At 44.2% G+C, this 17543-nt stretch carries 15 protein-coding genes; 2 read left to right on the top strand and 13 right to left on the bottom strand.

Features of this window, described 5'->3' with window-relative positions:
• Positions 1-169: 169 nt before the first annotated feature.
• The 9 genes from AB6E52_RS05220 to frdA form a co-directional block, all read right to left on the bottom strand.
• Positions 170-1906, bottom strand: coding sequence for a hypothetical protein (locus AB6E52_RS05220; RefSeq protein ID WP_102320027.1), 1737 nt, complete (start codon positions 1904-1906; stop codon positions 170-172).
• A gap of 58 nt (positions 1907-1964) precedes the next feature.
• A complete protein-coding gene (locus AB6E52_RS05215; RefSeq protein ID WP_102320028.1) occupies positions 1965-2801 on the bottom strand; it encodes a hypothetical protein in 837 nt (278 codons plus the stop codon).
• A 10-nt stretch (positions 2802-2811) separates the two neighbouring features.
• Positions 2812-4416 carry a hypothetical protein gene (locus tag AB6E52_RS05210; protein ID WP_241910576.1) on the bottom strand — a complete coding sequence of 535 codons (1605 nt, stop codon included), beginning with the start codon at positions 4414-4416 and terminating at the stop codon, positions 2812-2814.
• A 2-nt stretch (positions 4417-4418) separates the two neighbouring features.
• Positions 4419-5960: an OmpA family protein gene (locus AB6E52_RS05205; protein ID WP_102320029.1), complete on the bottom strand. Its 1542-nt coding sequence runs from the start codon at positions 5958-5960 to the stop codon at positions 4419-4421.
• The gene (locus tag AB6E52_RS05200) at positions 5947-6366 is read right to left on the bottom strand and encodes a hypothetical protein (RefSeq protein ID WP_133151369.1); all 420 of its coding nucleotides are present in this window, start codon (positions 6364-6366) and stop codon (positions 5947-5949) included. The genes AB6E52_RS05205 and AB6E52_RS05200 overlap by 14 nt, the downstream gene beginning before the upstream one ends.
• A gap of 522 nt (positions 6367-6888) precedes the next feature.
• Positions 6889-7275 carry a fumarate reductase subunit FrdD gene (frdD, locus tag AB6E52_RS05195; protein WP_065584500.1) on the bottom strand — a complete coding sequence of 129 codons (387 nt, stop codon included), beginning with the start codon at positions 7273-7275 and terminating at the stop codon, positions 6889-6891.
• Positions 7276-7287: 12 nt separating this feature from the next.
• Positions 7288-7671: a fumarate reductase subunit FrdC gene (gene frdC / locus AB6E52_RS05190; RefSeq protein WP_017061300.1), complete on the bottom strand. Its 384-nt coding sequence runs from the start codon at positions 7669-7671 to the stop codon at positions 7288-7290.
• Position 7672: 1 nt separating this feature from the next.
• Complete coding sequence (locus AB6E52_RS05185) at positions 7673-8437, bottom strand: succinate dehydrogenase/fumarate reductase iron-sulfur subunit (RefSeq protein WP_009847917.1); 765 nt, start codon at positions 8435-8437, stop codon at positions 7673-7675.
• Complete coding sequence (gene frdA, locus AB6E52_RS05180; protein WP_102320031.1) at positions 8437-10278, bottom strand: fumarate reductase (quinol) flavoprotein subunit; 1842 nt, start codon at positions 10276-10278, stop codon at positions 8437-8439. Before frdA ends, AB6E52_RS05185 begins: the two co-directional genes overlap by 1 nt.
• 451 nt (positions 10279-10729) lie before the next feature.
• On the opposite strand from frdA, the gene epmA reads away from it, so the two are divergent.
• Entirely contained in the window at positions 10730-11701 is a 972-nt protein-coding gene (epmA, locus tag AB6E52_RS05175; protein ID WP_102320032.1) for an elongation factor P--(R)-beta-lysine ligase, read from the top strand.
• A gap of 85 nt (positions 11702-11786) precedes the next feature.
• Here the strand turns inward: epmA and AB6E52_RS05170 are convergent, their stop codons facing one another.
• From AB6E52_RS05170 to rsgA, 4 genes are all read right to left on the bottom strand, one after another.
• Complete coding sequence (locus AB6E52_RS05170; protein WP_017071213.1) at positions 11787-12674, bottom strand: DMT family transporter; 888 nt, start codon at positions 12672-12674, stop codon at positions 11787-11789.
• A gap of 113 nt (positions 12675-12787) precedes the next feature.
• Complete coding sequence (locus tag AB6E52_RS05165) at positions 12788-14203, bottom strand: DASS family sodium-coupled anion symporter (protein WP_102320033.1); 1416 nt, start codon at positions 14201-14203, stop codon at positions 12788-12790.
• Positions 14204-14511: 308 nt separating this feature from the next.
• Positions 14512-15432 (bottom strand): archaetidylserine decarboxylase, encoded by a 921-nt coding sequence (gene asd / locus AB6E52_RS05160; protein WP_017063172.1) that lies wholly within the window; start codon positions 15430-15432, stop codon positions 14512-14514.
• 125 nt (positions 15433-15557) lie between these two features.
• Positions 15558-16613, bottom strand: a complete 1056-nt coding sequence (gene rsgA, locus AB6E52_RS05155) for a small ribosomal subunit biogenesis GTPase RsgA (RefSeq protein WP_017061306.1) — start codon at positions 16611-16613, stop codon at positions 15558-15560.
• 150 nt (positions 16614-16763) lie between these two features.
• On the opposite strand from rsgA, the gene orn reads away from it, so the two are divergent.
• On the top strand, positions 16764-17309 hold the full coding sequence (orn, locus tag AB6E52_RS05150; protein ID WP_010434065.1) for an oligoribonuclease: 546 nt from the start codon (positions 16764-16766) through the stop codon (positions 17307-17309).
• Positions 17310-17543: the final 234 nt, after the last annotated feature.

Genomic DNA, 17543 nt, shown 5'->3' with positions numbered 1-17543 from the left:
TTTTTGTATCTGGCGATGAGTCATATCAAGTTGGAATATGCGATAAGAAGATTGGGTGTGATTAACAATCTTAACTTTATAGTTTTTGTTTACAATTATAGTTTCTTACGCCACAACAAACCGATTAAGGAAATCTAAGCCAGCATACCATGCTGCTGGCTTTTGAAGACTATCCAATAACGTTCAGTTGTTTTTTTAGTGGTTCCAAGGATTCTTTGAAGACGGACACTCTTTCCTGCAAGGGCTTAAGTAGTGCTTTACGCTGACGCTTATTCTTAGCTGAAGAGCTTAGCGATTTACAAAGTGCATAGAAGTTAAACAATACAATACCGGTGAAACATAAGGGGACTAAGGCGTCATTATTGGTGAACGCAGCAGTAATACCGCCTACAACAAACAGTATGTTCCAGCCCCACCAGATGTTTCCACCACGAATATCCGAATAGTTGGCAAATGATGAATCAAAATATTCTTTATCTTTGGTGATATTGTAAGCGTATTCGAAGTAATATTTACTTTGGTCTTCAAACTCGACATAGCTATCAGCGATGGCGATCCAGTCATCGACATCGATATCACCTAAAACGTCTTCAGACAGCGTAAAGGTAACCGTCTTACCCGAAACATATTCTAGTAACACCTTACCTTTAAGAGTTGATGAACGATTTCGGTGACTTGAACTTTGAGTATCATATGTTGAGTACTGATAGTTGTTACCGCGATAGTGCTTGGTTTCTGTTGTGGTAGTAGTTTGGTGTGTAACGTCTGATACATCTGCCTTGAGAGAAAGAGAGCTAACGCGAGCTAAAATAAATTCGTTGGACAATTTACCTTGTCGTGCATCCTTCAGCGCATAGTGGTGAGTATAGTTATCAAGCGAGTGATATGAATAAACCTCGTGGAGGCGTTGCTGAATGTCACTAACAGATACTGATGATGGCGATGAGTGAACTTTTGAGAGTTCTTGTGCAACGTTCTCTTGGTATAAACCGTTTGCTTCCAACGTCGGAGGGGCAGGGTTCATTTGGTTAAACTTGGAGTTAACATTTTGTAGAGAGGTGTCTGGTGGATATTTTGTAGTATTTGCGTTACCACAACAGGTACAGTATCCAATGTCTTCGGGTAAACGAGCGTTGCACTGAATACAAATGATATCCGATGATTTTTTATTTCGTTCAATGTTGCTGTAACCTAATTGCTCTTTGGTTACTTTGAGGAGTTTTTTAAATGAAGCGTTTAGAGCTTCATCTTTGGACTCCTCAAATGCAAATTTCTTTTTGTTGCGATTGTTTTCTAGCAATAGAACGACTATCGCGACGACTAAGCTCGTAAACCATACAGAGCCTGTTGTGGTGTGAGATGCATTAAACATCAGGATAGCTGCTAATACGCCTGCCACAATCCAGAGCCACGGGGACTTTTTTTCAGGCTTTGGATAAAGGTTTTCTACCGTATAACATTGTCCCTTGTCACCGTGAACAACGACACATGGTACGGATTGGTTGTCTTTGACAAATTTCTTTGCATCGCGACTTTTTTTGTATAACAGGTTCATTGTTGTAGGGTAATAGAGAGTAAGAATGTCGCCACGACCAATGGAAGATGTATATTTGTGCTCCGCGGAAATCGAGGTCTCGATAATTGTCCCATCATTGGTTTCTAGTCTGAGCCACCAATATGAGTACTCTAGATTTTGCGAAGACGTTTTAGATAAACGTTTGTAGAGCCTGGATTCAAGTACTCGGCCTGTCTTAGCTTCTGCTTCTGTATAATATTTTCTTACGTCATCTAAAATTGTTGGAAAGACTTCTTCAACGCTATACTTTTGTGGTGTTGTGGTTAAAGTTTCTCCACAATCCGGACAGAAATTATCGCCATGAAATATTGTGCTGTGACAATGACTCATGCTACATCCTTGTTTTAATTAAAAATGGGCAACTAAAGTTGCCCTGATATGGGTAAAATTAGCGAATATCTCCAAGTAGCATCGGCTTACCAAAACCGAGCAATGTTGCATTACTTTGCTTGAAGTAGTCTTTCCAAAAAGATTCTAATTTGCTCATTTTTTGTGCCGATATGTACTGTTGATTACCAGGTATAACACCGGTACCAATTACATAAATATCAGCTTGGTTAAAATTGGCAAACATTTGCGATGCAGACACTCGCTTCAATTCTTGTTGTGGATTGATAACTCGAGTTTTGTTGTTCTTGTAGAAGGAGGTGATGTCTGAGTTCTCAAGCATGTCACTGATAAGTAAAACAACTTTACGTTTAGCGGTTGATTGAGTGAGTACCTGACTGCTTATGTCACTCAAAGCGCCAACCAACTCAGTGTTTGTAGGCTTTTCTTGAGGTTGAAATGCCGTTTTTAGCGATATACCAACTTTGTTTAACATAAAGTTATGTTGTTTATCGAGACACTTATCCAGCGACTTAAGAACGGATTTTTTCACATAGCTACGATGTTCATCACTGAGTTGAGTATCCAGTTGACCGTTAAATGTCACTTTTGTGTAACTGTCTTGAGCAAACGATGAAAACTCGACCAGCTGCACTTTGTCACCTGGTTGAATGAATCGTTTTACACTTTGATAAAGCTCTGACTTGATACCTTGGTCAAGGGAGTGAGCCATCGTTTTATCCAGCAAGATAACCAGCTCTCGATCATTTGGTAGTTGGTAATATTCCGCAGGTACTTCACTAGTGCAGCTTGGGACATCGTTACGCAAGGTGGCTGCATTAGTGATTTGAGAAATAAGAGCAACTGTTGCGCATATAACTAAGGATGTTTTTTTCATGTTCATACCTTTAAGAAACCATCGCTTGTTTTTGTAGTCGAGCGAGGCGTTCTTCTGTAGTTTCTGGCTTAGGCTCGTTATTTATAGTCTTAAGTGCTGCAACGATTTGTTCATCTGTTAAACCATCAAAGTTGTTACTCTTCACTTTGTTGATAATATCCAGGTCGGTGAGGAATGATTCTGCAGTTGGTGTTACGTGTGATTGTGGGGCTGGTGTCGTTTGGTGGATTGATTCTTCAATTGGTTGAGTTGTTGGTTGGACTACGGGCTGTGGTTCAATTGTTTGAGCTGGCTGATAGTCAGGTTGTTTTGATTTGATAAGCTCAGGTGTTTCTGCGCTCTTCAAAGCTCGTAGCTTGTAATAATTTAAGAAGTTACGACTAGAAGGGTTGTTTGCGGCATAAATAATATGTTGTTCGCCTGCGCTTCTTTGGGCATTAATCGCAATTTTACTTTGCAAGTGCGAAAGTACGCTTTGCGCAACACGTTCAACATTGGCTTGCAGTGCTGCATAGTGTTCAATGTATGCATTGACGTTAGAGAACTTATAAGTTGCATTATAAGCGACGGGGGATTCTTTTCCTGAGAATGTGCTTTTGAAGCCAAGGTAAATACTATATGCCTGCATTGCCGCAAAGATAACGGCTAGCATGATAAACGTCATCCACCCGCCGCGTTTGTGGGCATCTATAGCATCGATAAATGCTTTATTTTCTGCTTCATTATTGTATGCACTTAGCTCTGCAGGTGCACTTTCAGCGAATGGGTCTTGAATATCAAAGGCGCTTCCCATCCCTTCTTGTTCGTGACCACTAATTTCTTCTATTGCAATTTTTTCAAGCACTTGTCCACGAACGTAGGTTGCACCGACGGCAACAATGGAAATGAAGGCAATAGTAACGATGCTCATCATCCAAGACTTAGTGAAACCGGCATTCGCTTTGGCTAAACGGTTTGCCATTTGGCGCCAACTTGGTTGGTTGTCATCGAGAGCATTCGTTTTGGATTTCAAGCCAATGTTCAGATCAGGTGCAATGACTCCTGGCTTTTGTGGATCATGGTTCCAGTGCAGACGAATTTTACCTATCTGTTGGTTTCGGTATAGCTCACCACCCATCGCATGAGTAAATCCGACCAAAAGTACACTGATCAATAATGCAATACCGACAGCGGCTTGGACTTGAATTGATTCACTACCATCTTGAATGGTGAAACCAGCAAGGACATAAGCAAAGCCAGCAGCTTCAATTAGAACCATGATAGACAAGCCAAGCCAAGTGTACCATTTCATCGGGGAGATGCCGGTATCTCCAACTTTGTTTAGGTAACGACTTGATTGGTCGTAATGATATTCATCAGCATTATACTGGTCGTAGAATGGTAAAAAACTATTACATACTTCACGCTCTGAGTTAAACCAGCGTTGGTCATCTAATCCCAGCCTTTTTGCCAGCCGAGCGTTTTTACCTATGACGGGTAGGCGATAATACATCGCCTTTAAATATAGATTGATGGTATCGCGATTACTAAGATAAACGATTATAGCTATAATAATTGAGCTGATACCTACCACAAGCATGCGGTTGAGTAATAGCCAAGTTGTTAATTCACTCATGATTAAATTTTCCCTGGTTTGTATTCTGCAATCATCAGGCCTTTAGGACCTTGGTAGTAGATACTGCCAGCAAATGCACTAAACACGCCTTTATCGTGTTTTTTGTTCACAGCAATATCTACACACTTAATTGGGTAGTTTTTGTCTTGTACGAAGGCGCGATAAATAACCCCTTCAGATCCATTGTAGATATTGACATCAACGACTTTATGCGTCTTTTGAGGTTTAACTTTCTTGTTTAAAGCGTAACCCTCGTAAACATAAATAGAAGGGCTTTCGGTTGCCTCTAACGAGCTTCGGTCCACTGCTAGTGGTGCTAGAGCGACAAGGTGCTCATTTACTTCGGCCCCCCATGCTGTGCGGTTCATCCCTGGTAGGTAATCTGTTGTTCGACGACTATTATCACTTATCTTAAATAATGGGGTCGTTACACTTGGTTCGTCGTAGACACATGATGATTCTTCAAGTGTATTGGCCACAGCCTGTCCGATAATTGAGAAATTATTGCTCTCGCGCGCGCCAATGTAGGCAAAAAGGTTATTTCCTGCCCCTTGATAGCTTTCCCCACCGAAGTCGACATAAGAACGATTATTTATACTACGACGGTTGTTTTTATCGATTAGATCTTTTACAGCTGTCGTGCTTTGTACAGAAGTCGCTTGTCCTTTCGTGACTTGCTGGCTAACAGTTTTACTGCGTTTGGCAATGTTATCTGTGGTTCTTAGTTTCGCGTAGCTAGGTTCTGTCGCTTTGTATCGAACATAGTTGGTAATGTATTCAGGTTTGTTATCCAGAGTAACGACTTCAATACGTCGATTTTCAGCACGGCCTTGAGTCGAGTTATTGGAGGTAATTGGTTGAGATTCTCCAGCCCCGTAAATATAGATGTTTTCTTTTGGGATCCCGTTGAGGATTAATTCACGAGCAACACTACGAGCTCGTTTAAGTGAAACCTCGGCATTAACTTTTGCCGAACCGGTGTTATCTGTGTGCCCTACGACCAGTACTGCGCTACCACTTGGTTTTACGGTGTCTGAATAAGTTTTAAAGAAGCGTTTATGTTTCGCACTCGATACATCGGTTTGGCCTGTTCGGAATATATCGCCTTTAACTGTTGCAGAAAGGCCAACTACTTCGGAGTTGCCCACCACATTTTCAATTTGCTCTGTATTACCCGTTTGTTCAGCTTTAATAATCGCCTTTGATTGGACTACGACCATGCCGTCGACTTCGTTGTCATCCTGAGAGCCAATACGTTCAAACTCGACGTCTACATTCTGTTCTTTTGCCGCTTCTGTTAGTTTTGCTTCACGTTGCGCCCAGTAATAGCCAACGGAGCAACCGACTAATGCGCCAACACCTGCGCCGATCCACGCTCCTTCCTTTCCACCAAGAGCTTTGCCAGCAAGACCACCGACTATCATCCCTCCAGCACAGCCAATTAGAGTGGTAGTGCTAATGCCACCATAATTACCTGTACTTGAACAACTAGAAACCGCTAAGGATAGGCTTACCGCGATTGCTGCTTTTTTAAAGTTTTGCATTATCTACTTCCGTGCATTTGTAAATTATGTTGTTTGCTCGGTCGTTGATCCAACGAATCGAATAACGATCACCATTTGACTTAATTTCGAGCTCTTGCAGAAAACCACTGTTTAGTTCTTTTAATCGGTAGCGCCAAGTCTTATTTTGCTGTGTGACTGCAAGGATTTGAAACTGGTAATGTATTTCATTTGGTATACCGAGCTTTTGTAGAGGCTGGTTAAATGTTGTCTTTAGTTCGACGGTTTTAGAAAGAAGCGAAAAAGTGAAGGTTGTAATTTCTTCTCCCATACGTAGTTCACCTGAATACTGACGACATTCAGGAGAGGGAAAAGATGAAAAAAAGGTATACCCAATGACAACTGCAGAAAAAACAGCTATCGAAAACACAATCTTTTTTAGATTCATTTTGAATGACTAAATAGAATTAATATCGACTAGCCATTGGGGGGGAAGTGTGTCGCGGAAAGTAGATTGATTTTAAGCCGTCCATAGATAAACCTGCATACTGATATTATTGTTATTAATATTTGTTTTTTATAAGGAATTATTACCAATATGCACGCTGCGAATCAAGAATGCTTAACCATAAAGTTTAGTTATTTGTTATGGACTGTGATTTGCATCAACTAAAGACACTGTGCGAGGTTGAGTATTTAAGCGTTAGGTTGCAAATGATTGGTTTAATTATGGCAAGAATTTATTTTTTTGAAGGGGGTTCACAAAATAATAGGTTTAATTTGGCTTTTTATTGAATAGGTTGATTTTCTTGTGAGTGGTTTTTCGGATGGGTTCTTAGAGAAATTGAGAGTAAGAGATATAACAAGCAACAAAAAAAGCAGAACAAGGAGTTCTTGTTCTGCTTTTAGTCTTTTCGCTCTTAAGCTCTTCGGTGCTCTATAACTTGAATCCCGAATCTGCTCTTAACTGTTAAATCATAAAAATGAAGATAATAGACAATGCGCTGATTAGGCCTGCAACGAAGTAGCAGCCAACTTTACCCGCAACACCGACATGGAACTTAAGGTCGTGCATGCCGTGGTGAAGACGGTGCATTGCGTGCCACATTGGCAGTGCTAGCGTACCGATGATGAATAGCGCACCAATAATGCTGGTGGCGAATTCAGACACACGCTCGTAGCTCATTGCGTCCGCATCGATGATGCCCATTGGCACTAAGATACCTAACACTAGAACTGTGATTGGTGTGATCATCGCAAACCAAGTACCGCCAGCGCCAAATAGGCCCCACCAGATTGGCTCATCAGAGCGTTGTGGGTTGTGGTTAACAGGTTTTACTTTGTAATTTGTGTTCATAACGAAAGCTCCTTACACCACAACAAGAACGATTAAAGAAATAAAAGCCACCGCTGCCCACTGGGTCAGTACGATGATTTTTTTATCAACCAATTTGCCTTTAAGACGGATTGGCATTACTTGAGGCATCATGCTGAAGAAGGTTTGAGCGTGCAGCAAGCTGCCTAGCAGTGCCACGATGTTGATACCAACGACGATAGGGTTAGCCATAAAGCTCAACCAACCAGCCCAAGCTTCAGGGCCTTTCACTAGTGCACCCAAACCGAAGGTTAGGAACAGAGTGAATAAAATCAAAGGCAGTACAGTCGCTTCACGTAGCATGTAGAAGCGGTAGAACGGATGGTTGCTCCACCACGTTCTCTTCATCTCACGAACATAAGGCTTACGATTGCTCATATTATGCCTCCTCTGCTGTTTTTACTTGCGATCCGTCTGGCTTGAACATCGAGATAACGAAGTCCATTGAAGACTCAACTTTACCTTGGTTTACTGCAGCCGCTGGGTCTACTTTCTTCGGACATACGTCAGAACAGTAACCTACAAACGTACAGCCCCAAGCGCCATTGTCGCCATTGATAAGCTTCATACGTTCGGCTTTACCATTGTCACGGCTATCTAGGTTGTAGCGGTGAGCAAGAGCAAGTGCCGCAGGGCCGATGAACTCAGGGTTTAGACCAAACTGAGGACATGCTGCGTAACACAAACCACAGTTGATGCAGCCAGCGAACTGTTTGTATTTCGCCATTTGCTCTGGAGTTTGGATGTTTGTGCCGTCTTCTGGCTTACGGTCGTTACCGATGATGTAAGGCTTGATCGCTTCAAGGCGCTCGATGAACGGCGTCATGTCGACAATCAAATCTTTTTCGATTGGGAAGTTAGCCAAAGGCTCAATTTTGAAGCCGTTTGGATAATCACGTAAGAAGCTCTTACACGCCAGTTTTGGCACGCCATCAACCATGATGCCGCAAGAACCACAAATCGCCATACGACAAGACCAACGGTAAGACAGGTCTTTATCTAGGTTGTCTTTGATGTAACCGATCGCATCAAGTACTGACATGGTTTCATCAAACGGAACTTCAAAGGTTTGAAAGTGAGGTTCTGCATCGTGCTCAGGGTCATAACGCAGGATTTCAATTTTTTGGATTCGATTCGCTGACATTATGCTTGCTCCTCTTCGCTCTTCTTCGCATTCTCTTCTGCTGCTTTTTCAGCGGCAGCGGCTTTCTCAGCAGCTTCACCGTAAAGACGAGCTTTAGGTTGAGATTTAGTAATCTTAACGCCGCTGTAGTCGATGGTTGGTGCTGCATCTTCGTTGTAGAACGATAGAGAGTGTTTCAGGAAGTTCACGTCGTCACGTTCTGTGCAGTTGTCGTCTAGACGTTGGTGCGCACCGCGTGACTCTTTACGAAGAATAGCTGAGTGAACCATCGCTTCAGCAACTTCAAGACCGTAACCCACTTCGATAGCGTAAAGTAGGTCCGTGTTGAACACTTGGCCTTTGTCTTTAATGCTGATCTTTTTGTAACGTGCTTTTAGCTCAGTGATTTTGTCGATGGTTTCTTGCATCAAGTCTTCTTGACGGTAGATACCACAACCCGCTTCCATGGTGTGACCCATTTCAGTGCGGATATCAGCCCAGTTCTCATCGCCTTCTTGGCTTAGCAGACCTGCGATGCGATCTTCAACCGCTTTCACTTGCTTCGCGATAGACTCTTCATTCCAGCCTTTGAATTCTGCTGCACGTTTCACGGCTTGTTCACCCGCTACGCGACCAAATACAACGAACTCAGCCAGAGAGTTAGAACCTAGGCGGTTTGCACCGTGCAGGCCAACTGAAGCACATTCACCAACGGCGAATAGGCCTTTAATGCGAGTTTCACAGGTACCGTTAGTTTCAATACCACCCATGGTGTAGTGAACGGTTGGACGAATTGGGATTGGCTCTTTTGCTGGGTCGACGTTTACGTACGCTTTTGCTAGCTCACAGATAAACGGTAGGCGTTCTTGCAGGTACTCTTCACCAAGGTGGCGAAGGTCAAGGTGTACGACATCACCAAGCGGGTGCTTGATGGTGTTGCCTTTCTGCTGCTCGTGCCAGAATGCTTGAGAAACTTTGTCACGAGGACCCAGTTCCATGTATTTGTTTTTCGGCTCGCCCACTGGAGTTTCAGGGCCCATGCCATAATCTTGGAGGTAACGGTAGCCGTTCTTGTTGACGATGATACCGCCTTCACCACGACAACCTTCGGTCATCAAGATGCCAGTGCCTGGTAGGCCTGTTGGGTGGTATTGAACGAACTCCATATCACGCAGTGGTACACCGTGGCGATAAGCCATTGCCATACCGTCGCCAGTTACGATGCCGCCGTTGGTATTACAGTGGTAAACACGACCTGCGCCACCCGTTGCTAGAACAACAGATTTTGCTTTGATGGTAACAAGCTCACCTTCAGACATGTGAATCGCGATTAGGCCTTGTACTTCGCCATCTTCAACGCCGCTCTGGTTTTCTACGAGAAGGTCCACCACAAAGTACTCATCAAATCGTTTGATTGTGTCGTACTTCATCGAAGTCTGGAACAGAGTATGAAGCATGTGGAAGCCGGTTTTATCCGCTGCGAACCACGTTCTCTCTACCTTCATACCGCCGAATCGGCGTACGTTTACTTCACCGTTTTCTTTACGACTCCATGGGCAGCCCCATTGTTCCATTTGGATCATTTCGCGAGTCGAGTTTTCAACAAAGTATTCAACAACATCCTGTTCACATAGCCAGTCGCCACCACCAACAGTATCGTTGAAGTGGTTATCTAAGCTATCTTCGTCTTTAATTACTGCTGCTGAACCGCCTTCTGCCGCTACCGTGTGCGAACGCATTGGGTAAACTTTAGAAATCAGTGCTACTTCCAGTTCAGGATTAGCTTCAGCCGCAGCAATAGCTGTACGAAGACCAGCGCCGCCTGCGCCGATGACTGCGATATCTGTGGTAATTGTCTTCACAGTTATTCTCCAGTGTGATGCGGAGTATTCCGCTTGTAATTATAAAAAGCCTATTTAGGAGGTTCTAAATCGTAGGAACCATTTAGCGCCCCTAAGCCTTAAGTGGTAGGTTCAGTGTAAGAGAGGACGGTATTCGAAAAGTTGATGCATTTGGGTTTTTAGGTCGGTAATGCATATGGAGGCATAGAAATTATAGGTTATGTGACTGCAATCACGGCAATGAATTGTTGATAACGATTAACCCACAGGACGGGTGTTAACGGCTTGTTGAGTATGATTTTTGTTATCAATGTTGATGTGAAATCTGTATTGATAATTGTATTGTAGAACGTAATTTTCTGGCTTCATTAAAACAACATTTTGCTTTCACGAATAGAAAGATAGAAGCTTACAAAAGCGATGAAAGGTGGTAATTTTCGTCGCCTAGAATTCAGTAATATGGAACTCAATAATGCACTCTACATGGCAACCGGCCGCAACCATTAAACAGTTAAAGCAACGTGCTGATATCCTTAATCAAATTCGTCAGTTCTTTGCTGAGCGAAACGTGATGGAAGTGGATACGCCTGCGATGAGCCACGCCACGGTGACGGACGTGCATTTGCATACTTTCAAAACTGAATTCGTAGGGCCGGGTTATGCGCACGGTCAGCCTCTGTTCTTTATGACTAGCCCTGAGTTTCATATGAAACGTCTATTAGCGGCGGGCAGTGGCTGTATTTACCAAATTTGTAAGTCTTTCCGTAACGAAGAAAATGGCCGTTACCACAACCCTGAGTTCACCATGTTGGAGTGGTATCGCGTTGGCTTTGATCATCATGACTTGATGGATGAAATGGATCTGTTGTTACAGCAGGTACTTAAATCAGGCTCAGCAGAGCGAATGACTTACCAACAAGCCTTTATTGATGTGTTAAGTGTGTGTCCACTGGAAGATTCGATGGATACGCTAAAGCAAGCTGCGGCGAAACTTGGGCTCAGCGACATTGCAGAACCAGAAGAAGACCGCGATACCTTGCTGCAGTTGCTGTTTAGTATTGGGGTTGAAGCCAAAATAGGCCAACAAGTCCCTGCGTTTGTTTATGACTTTCCGGCATCACAAGCGGCGTTAGCCAAGATTAACCCGAATGATCCACGAGTGGCGGATCGCTTTGAGGTGTATTTCAAAGGGATTGAATTGGCAAACGGCTTCCATGAGCTGGATAAACCACAAGAGCAGCTCAAGCGCTTTGAAGATGACAATGCCAAACGTATTGAGATGGGCTTATCGCCTCAACCGATTGACCATCACTTGATTGAGGCATTAAAAGCGGGCTTACCAGACTGTGCGGGTGTTGCTTTAGGTATTGATCGTCTGATCATGCTGGCGTTAGGTTATGACCACATCGATGACGTGACGGCTTTTCCTTTCCCACGTTCTTAACTTTTTGCTTTTGTTTTTACTGAGAGTGAATAGTCATTAGCTATTCACTCTCAGTTTCCAATCAGCTGCCAATTAACTTCACTAGCTAGCTGACTAGAATACCAGTACCCACTACGGCAACAATGGCACCGATCCAAGCGTAGGCATTTGGTCTCTGTTTGGTGTACAGCCAAAGTATTGGTAACAACATGATAGGTGTGGTTGAAGATAACAGAGCAACCATGCCGACATTGCCTTCCTGAAGCGCATACAAGATCAGCGTCATTCCCACCGCCATCGCTAAAAATCCGTTCACTGCGGTAATCGCAAATATTTGACCATTCATCGGGTTGATTGCGCGTGAGAGCTTAGCGCCAGTTAGACGAAATGCGGAGTGAGCAACAAAAGCGGTGATCATACGAATCGCTGAAGCGGCAACAGGGTCTATGCTGGTTTGCATCACGGGTTTTGCAATAATACCGCCCAAGGCTTGGCAAATCGCAGCTGTAATTCCCAGTGCAACACCAATCCACACAGTGCCTTTAATGGTTTCGAGTTGATTGTTGGCTTGTCCTCGACGACCAAAGAATATCGCGGTTAATACACCACTGAACACCAAAGCCGAGCCAATCAGCTCCACCGAAGTCATGCTTTCGCTAAATAGGAAGTAACCAAGAATTGCCGAGAACACGGCGTGACAAGAGAACAGCAAACCTGCTTGGCGCGGTCCCATTCTGTTCAAACAAGCAAATAGGGCGGTATCACCAATGAAGATGCCAATTAGCCCAGACAGCATCATCGGCGTGACTAGGTCTGCTTCGACCGTTGACCAGCCACCAGTAAACCAAGCCATGCTCGATAAGATGATAGCAGTGCAACCCATGCGCCAACGGCTATAGGCGAAAGAACCTAAGTGTTGAGCAGGCTTTACTGACATCAGGCTCGCGATAGCCCAAAGAAAAGCGGCAGCAAGAGCCAGCCATTCGAATCCCATTGAAGTGTACGTCCGTGTCAAAATGTAGAAGTGGGGGATTCAATATGCACTAAACCTTCCAGATAGCAAAGACGTGATTACTATCTGGAAGGGCATTAGTAGGGATTAACGTGCTAGGTGATGATAAACAGGGCGAGGTAAACCATCAGCAAGCCCACAATACCTAAGATGATGCCCATCTTCGCCATGTCTTTGCTTTCGATAAGCCCGGTCGAGTAGGCCAGTGAGTTTGGTGGTGTCGATACGGGCAGAATCATACCAAGTGACGCAGAGAAGGCGACCACAACCAGCAAGCCTTGCAGACCACCAATCGCAACTAGGCTTTCCATGGAAGCACCAATTGCAGCGGCTATCGGCATCAGCAAGTTGGCCGTCGCAGTGTTTGACATGAAGTTCGCCATTAACCAACACACGATAGACAATGTCAGTACCACAGCTGCAGGTGACAGCGATTCATAGTCAATTGCGTGTGCGAGTGCAGCGGCTAAGCCTGTTTTATCTAAGCCAATACCAATCGCAATACCACCTGCGACCAGCCACAACACATCCCAGTTAATCAGCTTGAGTTCTTCTTTGCCCATGATGCCAGTGAGCGTAAACACAGCCAGTGGAATGATAGACACGACATAGGTGTTCATGCCGTGCAGTTTGGTGGTCATCCACAATAAGATTGTCGCAGCGAAGGTGATGTAAACCACAATCGCTCGCCAGCTCTTTCTAAATTGTCCATCAAGCTTGAGCACCATGTTTCTTTCTTTAGAAGGGAAGAGTTTTTGTAGAAGAAACCAAGCGATGGTGAGTTGGATGATCACAAAGGGTAAGCCCATCATCATCCAGCTGAGGAAGTCGATGGTATTTTCACCCGTTAGGTATTGCAGCGCGATGGCATTGGGCGGTGTACCGATTGGGGTTGCGATACCGCCAGTATTGGCAGCAATTGGAATACACAACACGAGCGCTTTGATACCCATATCGCCTTTTGGTGCAGATGCCACGATAGGGCCGAGCAGCGCAAGCATCATTACCGTCGTTGCGGTATTTGACATGAACATTGAGAACACGGCGGTGATCAGCATTAAGCCGAGCATAATGAAGCGCGGCTCTGTACCAAATGGTTTGAGAAGCACTCGAGCTAGGTTGTTGTCGAGTTCGTACTTGGATGCGGATATCGCAAGAGCAAAACCACCCATGAAAAGGATGATGATCGGTGACGAAAATGCACCGAAGATGTCGGTATATTTGATTAACTCACCGAGATTGTGCCCCGCTGGTGGATTTCTAAATAGGTGTAAACCTTTGTCAGATATCATCACCAGTTCAAGCGCAATGATCAAAATGGAAGTGGCGAATACCGGAACAGGTTCAAGCACCCACAGCAGGGCTGCTAATAAGAATATCGCCAACAGGCGGTGTTGAATCAGCGTGAGATCATCGATTGGTATTGAATCTATCGGCATGAATAACACGCCTAAGGGAATCGCAAAACAAATCAACAGCTTGACCAGAACGCCAACATTGAGTTTAGGCATGTACAAAGACCCTATAAATAAAATATCTTCAAATAGAGTAAGTTATCTGGATTTCTGGTACTTGGAGACGGGTTGTAAAATCAAAAAGTTGTTTAAGGTTTCGACAGTTGTTTTGTTTTTGGTCAATCTTTTATCTGGGCAATTAGAGACAAGAGTGAGAAGCAGCAGGTGGCTGGGCAGGGTTTGAAAGATTGAGTTGTTAGAGCTTGAGTAGCAAATGAATCGGTAGAGTTAAGAAAAAGGCGCGTTCTTCTCTGAAATAGAAAAAGTAACGCGCCTTGAAAGCTTAAATGAGTTAACTCAAATTGTTAAGCTTGGTCAGTGTTTTCAGCAGAATCGGTAACAACATCGTCATTTGCTTGCGCTTCTTTGCCAGCAATGTGCGCGAAAGGTGTACCAAGAACCGTTTTCTCGCCATTTTGCATAGTGTCGTCAAACTTGATCGCATCTTTAGCGAACAGGTTGATAACGGTTGAACCAAGCTTAAAGCGGCCCATCTCTTCGCCTTTCTTCAAGATGATTGCTTTGTCACCTTGTGCAGGGTAATCCCATTTGTAAACCGAGTTACCACGAGGTGGGGTGATGGTACCTGCCCATACTTGCTCGATGCTACCTACGATCGTTGCGCCAACCAGCACTTGTGCCATTGGGCCAAATTCCGTATCGAAGATACAAACGACACGCTCATTACGTGCGAATAGGTTTGGAACGTTTTCTGCCGTTAACGGGTTAACTGAGAAAAGGTCACCTGGAACGTAGATCATCTGGCGCAGTGTGCCGTCGCATGGCATGTGCACGCGGTGGTAATCACTTGGAGACAGGTAAAGCGTTGCGAATTCACCGTCTTTAAACTCATCCGCTAGCGCAGCATCACCACCCAATAGCTCGCGAGCTGAGTAGTTATGGCCTTTCGCTTGAATCAGTTGACCGTCAGTAATTGGGCCAAATTGGCTCACACGTGCATCTGCAGGGTGAACAATAACAGACTCACCTTCAGCGATAGGACGCATGCCTTCTTTCAATTCACGCACGAAGAATTCATTGAATGTTTTAAAGTGTTTTGGATCGCTATGCAGAGCTTCATCCATGTTCACTTTGTATTGCTTGATGAACCAGTTGATGATCGCTGTCGTTAAGCCGCCCGCTTTAGCAGACGCAAGTTTGCCGACTAGGCGAGTTAATCCATGTTGTGGAATCCAGTACTGCAATCCAACTTTAATCTTATCCATTGTATTAATTTTCCAATGCTAATTGTTTTTCAATTAAATCTGTCGATGACGGTTTAGGGCGCGAGATGTTACTTAAATTCGCGCCAATTGTCAGTAAATGCACACATTTGTTCACAAAAACGCGATTAGAGATCGGCTTTTTTGTTGCGTGAATACTGACGGTTATCTTTGTTACTCGCCATGCTTTCAATGATGCGGTGGTAGTTGTCGAAACGTAATCGACTGATCTTTCCGTTTTCTACCGCTTCGCGCAGGATGCAGCCTGGGTCATCAATGTGTTTACAGTCACGGAACTTACAACCGCCAAGGTAAGGCTTGAACTCGATAAAGGCTTCAGTGATTTCGTCGGCCTCTAGGTGCCATAGGCCGAATTCACGCACTCCTGGTGAATCAATCAGATCACCACCAGAAGGGAAGTGGTATAAACGAGCTGCCGTGGTTGTGTGCTGACCAAGACCTGAGTTCTCAGAGACTTCGCCTTCTTCAATGTCTAGCGTAGGCATTAATGCATTCACTAGGCTTGATTTACCCACACCCGATTGACCAACAAAGATGTTGATACGGTCTTTGAGTTCAGCTTCCAGCTCTTTGATGCCGTAGCCAGACTCTTTACTCACGAACATCACTTTATAGCCGATCTTCTCGTACTCTTTAAGTGTTTCACGGTATTCAGCAATCTGCTCATCAGTCAGTAGATCGACCTTGTTCAGTACAACAAGCGGCGCGATGTTTACCGTTTCTGAAGCAATTAGGTAACGGTCGATAATATTAAGTGATAGCTCTGGTAGCACAGCCGATACGATAACCATTTGGTCGACGTTCGCAGCTACTGGCTTTAGGCCATCGTAGTAATCAGGGCGAGTCAGCATTGAAGTTCTCGGCTCAACCGCTTCCACAACGCCAGAAATACCGGCCATTGATTCTAAGCCTGCGCGCCAAGTCACTCGGTCACCAGAAACTAAAGTCTCGATACTACGGCGTAAGTTACAACGATGAACTTCGTTAGTTTCAAGATCTTCGATATCAGCATGTTGGCCAAAGCGCGTAATCACGAGTCCGCTTTTGGTTCCGCCAAGCATGTTCTCATCCCATTGGATAGAATCTTCTTTCTTGAGTCGCTTGTTCTGGTTGCTACGTACACGACGTACTTGACCTTTGGTTAACTTCTTTTTTTTAGCCACAATTTTTCACTTAACACATCTAACTTGATGATTGGGGACTCAAACAGGATGTTGCTGGTACCACGTGATTTCGATGGTCCTAAAGCTAGTTTGAGTATAGTTATTTGGGTATAGTACCTCTTTTACACATAAACAAATAGGCGACGCCTTATGTCCTTTAGCGATCAGAACCTTATTTGGGTTGATCTAGAGATGACAGGACTTGATCCTGAAACTCATAAAATCATTGAAATTGCTACTATCGTTACTGATAGTGAGCTTAACATCCTGGCTGAAGGACCTGTTTTGGCTATTCACCAACCTCAGAGTGAATTGGACAAGATGGACGAGTGGTGTACAACGACTCACACTGGCAGCGGCCTCGTGAAGCGAATTCAAGAAAGCACGGTTTCAGAGCAAGATGCCATCCAACAAACCATTGAGTTTCTTGAAAAATGGGTACCAAAAGGTAAGTCACCAATTTGTGGCAACAGCATTGGTCAAGACCGTCGTTTCCTATACAAGCACATGCCAGAGTTAGAAGAGTACTTCCACTACCGCTATGTTGACGTAAGCACTCTGAAAGAGCTGACTCGTCGTTGGAAACCTGAAGTTTTAGATGGTTTTTCTAAGTCGGGAAGTCACCTTGCGTTAGACGATATTCGAGAGTCGATCGCCGAGCTGCAGTACTACCGAAAAACGATTATTAACATCTAGTCGAATAAAATGATCACGTTTATCTAACTTTTCAGGGACATAAGAGCCGTTTTTTTTGCAAATCTGTGTGCTTTTACAGCAGTTGAGTAAAAAGTTTCGTAATTTTGCATTAAGGACTTGCATCACAAAAAAATGCTCTTATAATTCGCAGCCCTGAACGGAGAAAGACGTTTTCAGATTGCGATACTAGCTCAGTTGGTAGAGCGCAACCTTGCCAAGGTTGAGGTCATCGGT

Source organism: Vibrio sp. 10N.247.311.13 (assembly GCF_041467595.1).
Lineage (GTDB): Bacteria > Pseudomonadota > Gammaproteobacteria > Enterobacterales > Vibrionaceae > Vibrio > Vibrio crassostreae_C.
This window is presented reverse-complemented; position numbering and strand designations above follow the sequence as displayed.

What these genes read in the sequence shown, in the direction of transcription:
- asd (WP_017063172.1), bottom strand. Translation starts at nt 15,432, where the DNA reads ATGGATAAGATTAAAGTTGGATTGCAGTACTGGATTCCACAACATGGA.
- AB6E52_RS05170 (WP_017071213.1), bottom strand. Translation starts at nt 12,674, where the DNA reads ATGGGATTCGAATGGCTGGCTCTTGCTGCCGCTTTTCTTTGGGCTATC.
- frdD (WP_065584500.1), bottom strand. Translation starts at nt 7,275, where the DNA reads ATGAACACAAATTACAAAGTAAAACCTGTTAACCACAACCCACAACGC.
- AB6E52_RS05210 (WP_241910576.1), bottom strand. Translation starts at nt 4,416, where the DNA reads ATGAGTGAATTAACAACTTGGCTATTACTCAACCGCATGCTTGTGGTA.
- AB6E52_RS05185 (WP_009847917.1), bottom strand. Translation starts at nt 8,437, where the DNA reads ATGTCAGCGAATCGAATCCAAAAAATTGAAATCCTGCGTTATGACCCT.
- frdC (WP_017061300.1), bottom strand. Translation starts at nt 7,671, where the DNA reads ATGAGCAATCGTAAGCCTTATGTTCGTGAGATGAAGAGAACGTGGTGG.
- epmA (WP_102320032.1), top strand. Translation starts at nt 10,730, where the DNA reads ATGCACTCTACATGGCAACCGGCCGCAACCATTAAACAGTTAAAGCAA.
- AB6E52_RS05200 (WP_133151369.1), bottom strand. Translation starts at nt 6,366, where the DNA reads ATGAATCTAAAAAAGATTGTGTTTTCGATAGCTGTTTTTTCTGCAGTT.
- AB6E52_RS05165 (WP_102320033.1), bottom strand. Translation starts at nt 14,203, where the DNA reads ATGCCTAAACTCAATGTTGGCGTTCTGGTCAAGCTGTTGATTTGTTTT.
- orn (WP_010434065.1), top strand. Translation starts at nt 16,764, where the DNA reads ATGTCCTTTAGCGATCAGAACCTTATTTGGGTTGATCTAGAGATGACA.
- AB6E52_RS05205 (WP_102320029.1), bottom strand. Translation starts at nt 5,960, where the DNA reads ATGCAAAACTTTAAAAAAGCAGCAATCGCGGTAAGCCTATCCTTAGCG.
- AB6E52_RS05220 (WP_102320027.1), bottom strand. Translation starts at nt 1,906, where the DNA reads ATGAGTCATTGTCACAGCACAATATTTCATGGCGATAATTTCTGTCCG.
- AB6E52_RS05215 (WP_102320028.1), bottom strand. Translation starts at nt 2,801, where the DNA reads ATGAAAAAAACATCCTTAGTTATATGCGCAACAGTTGCTCTTATTTCT.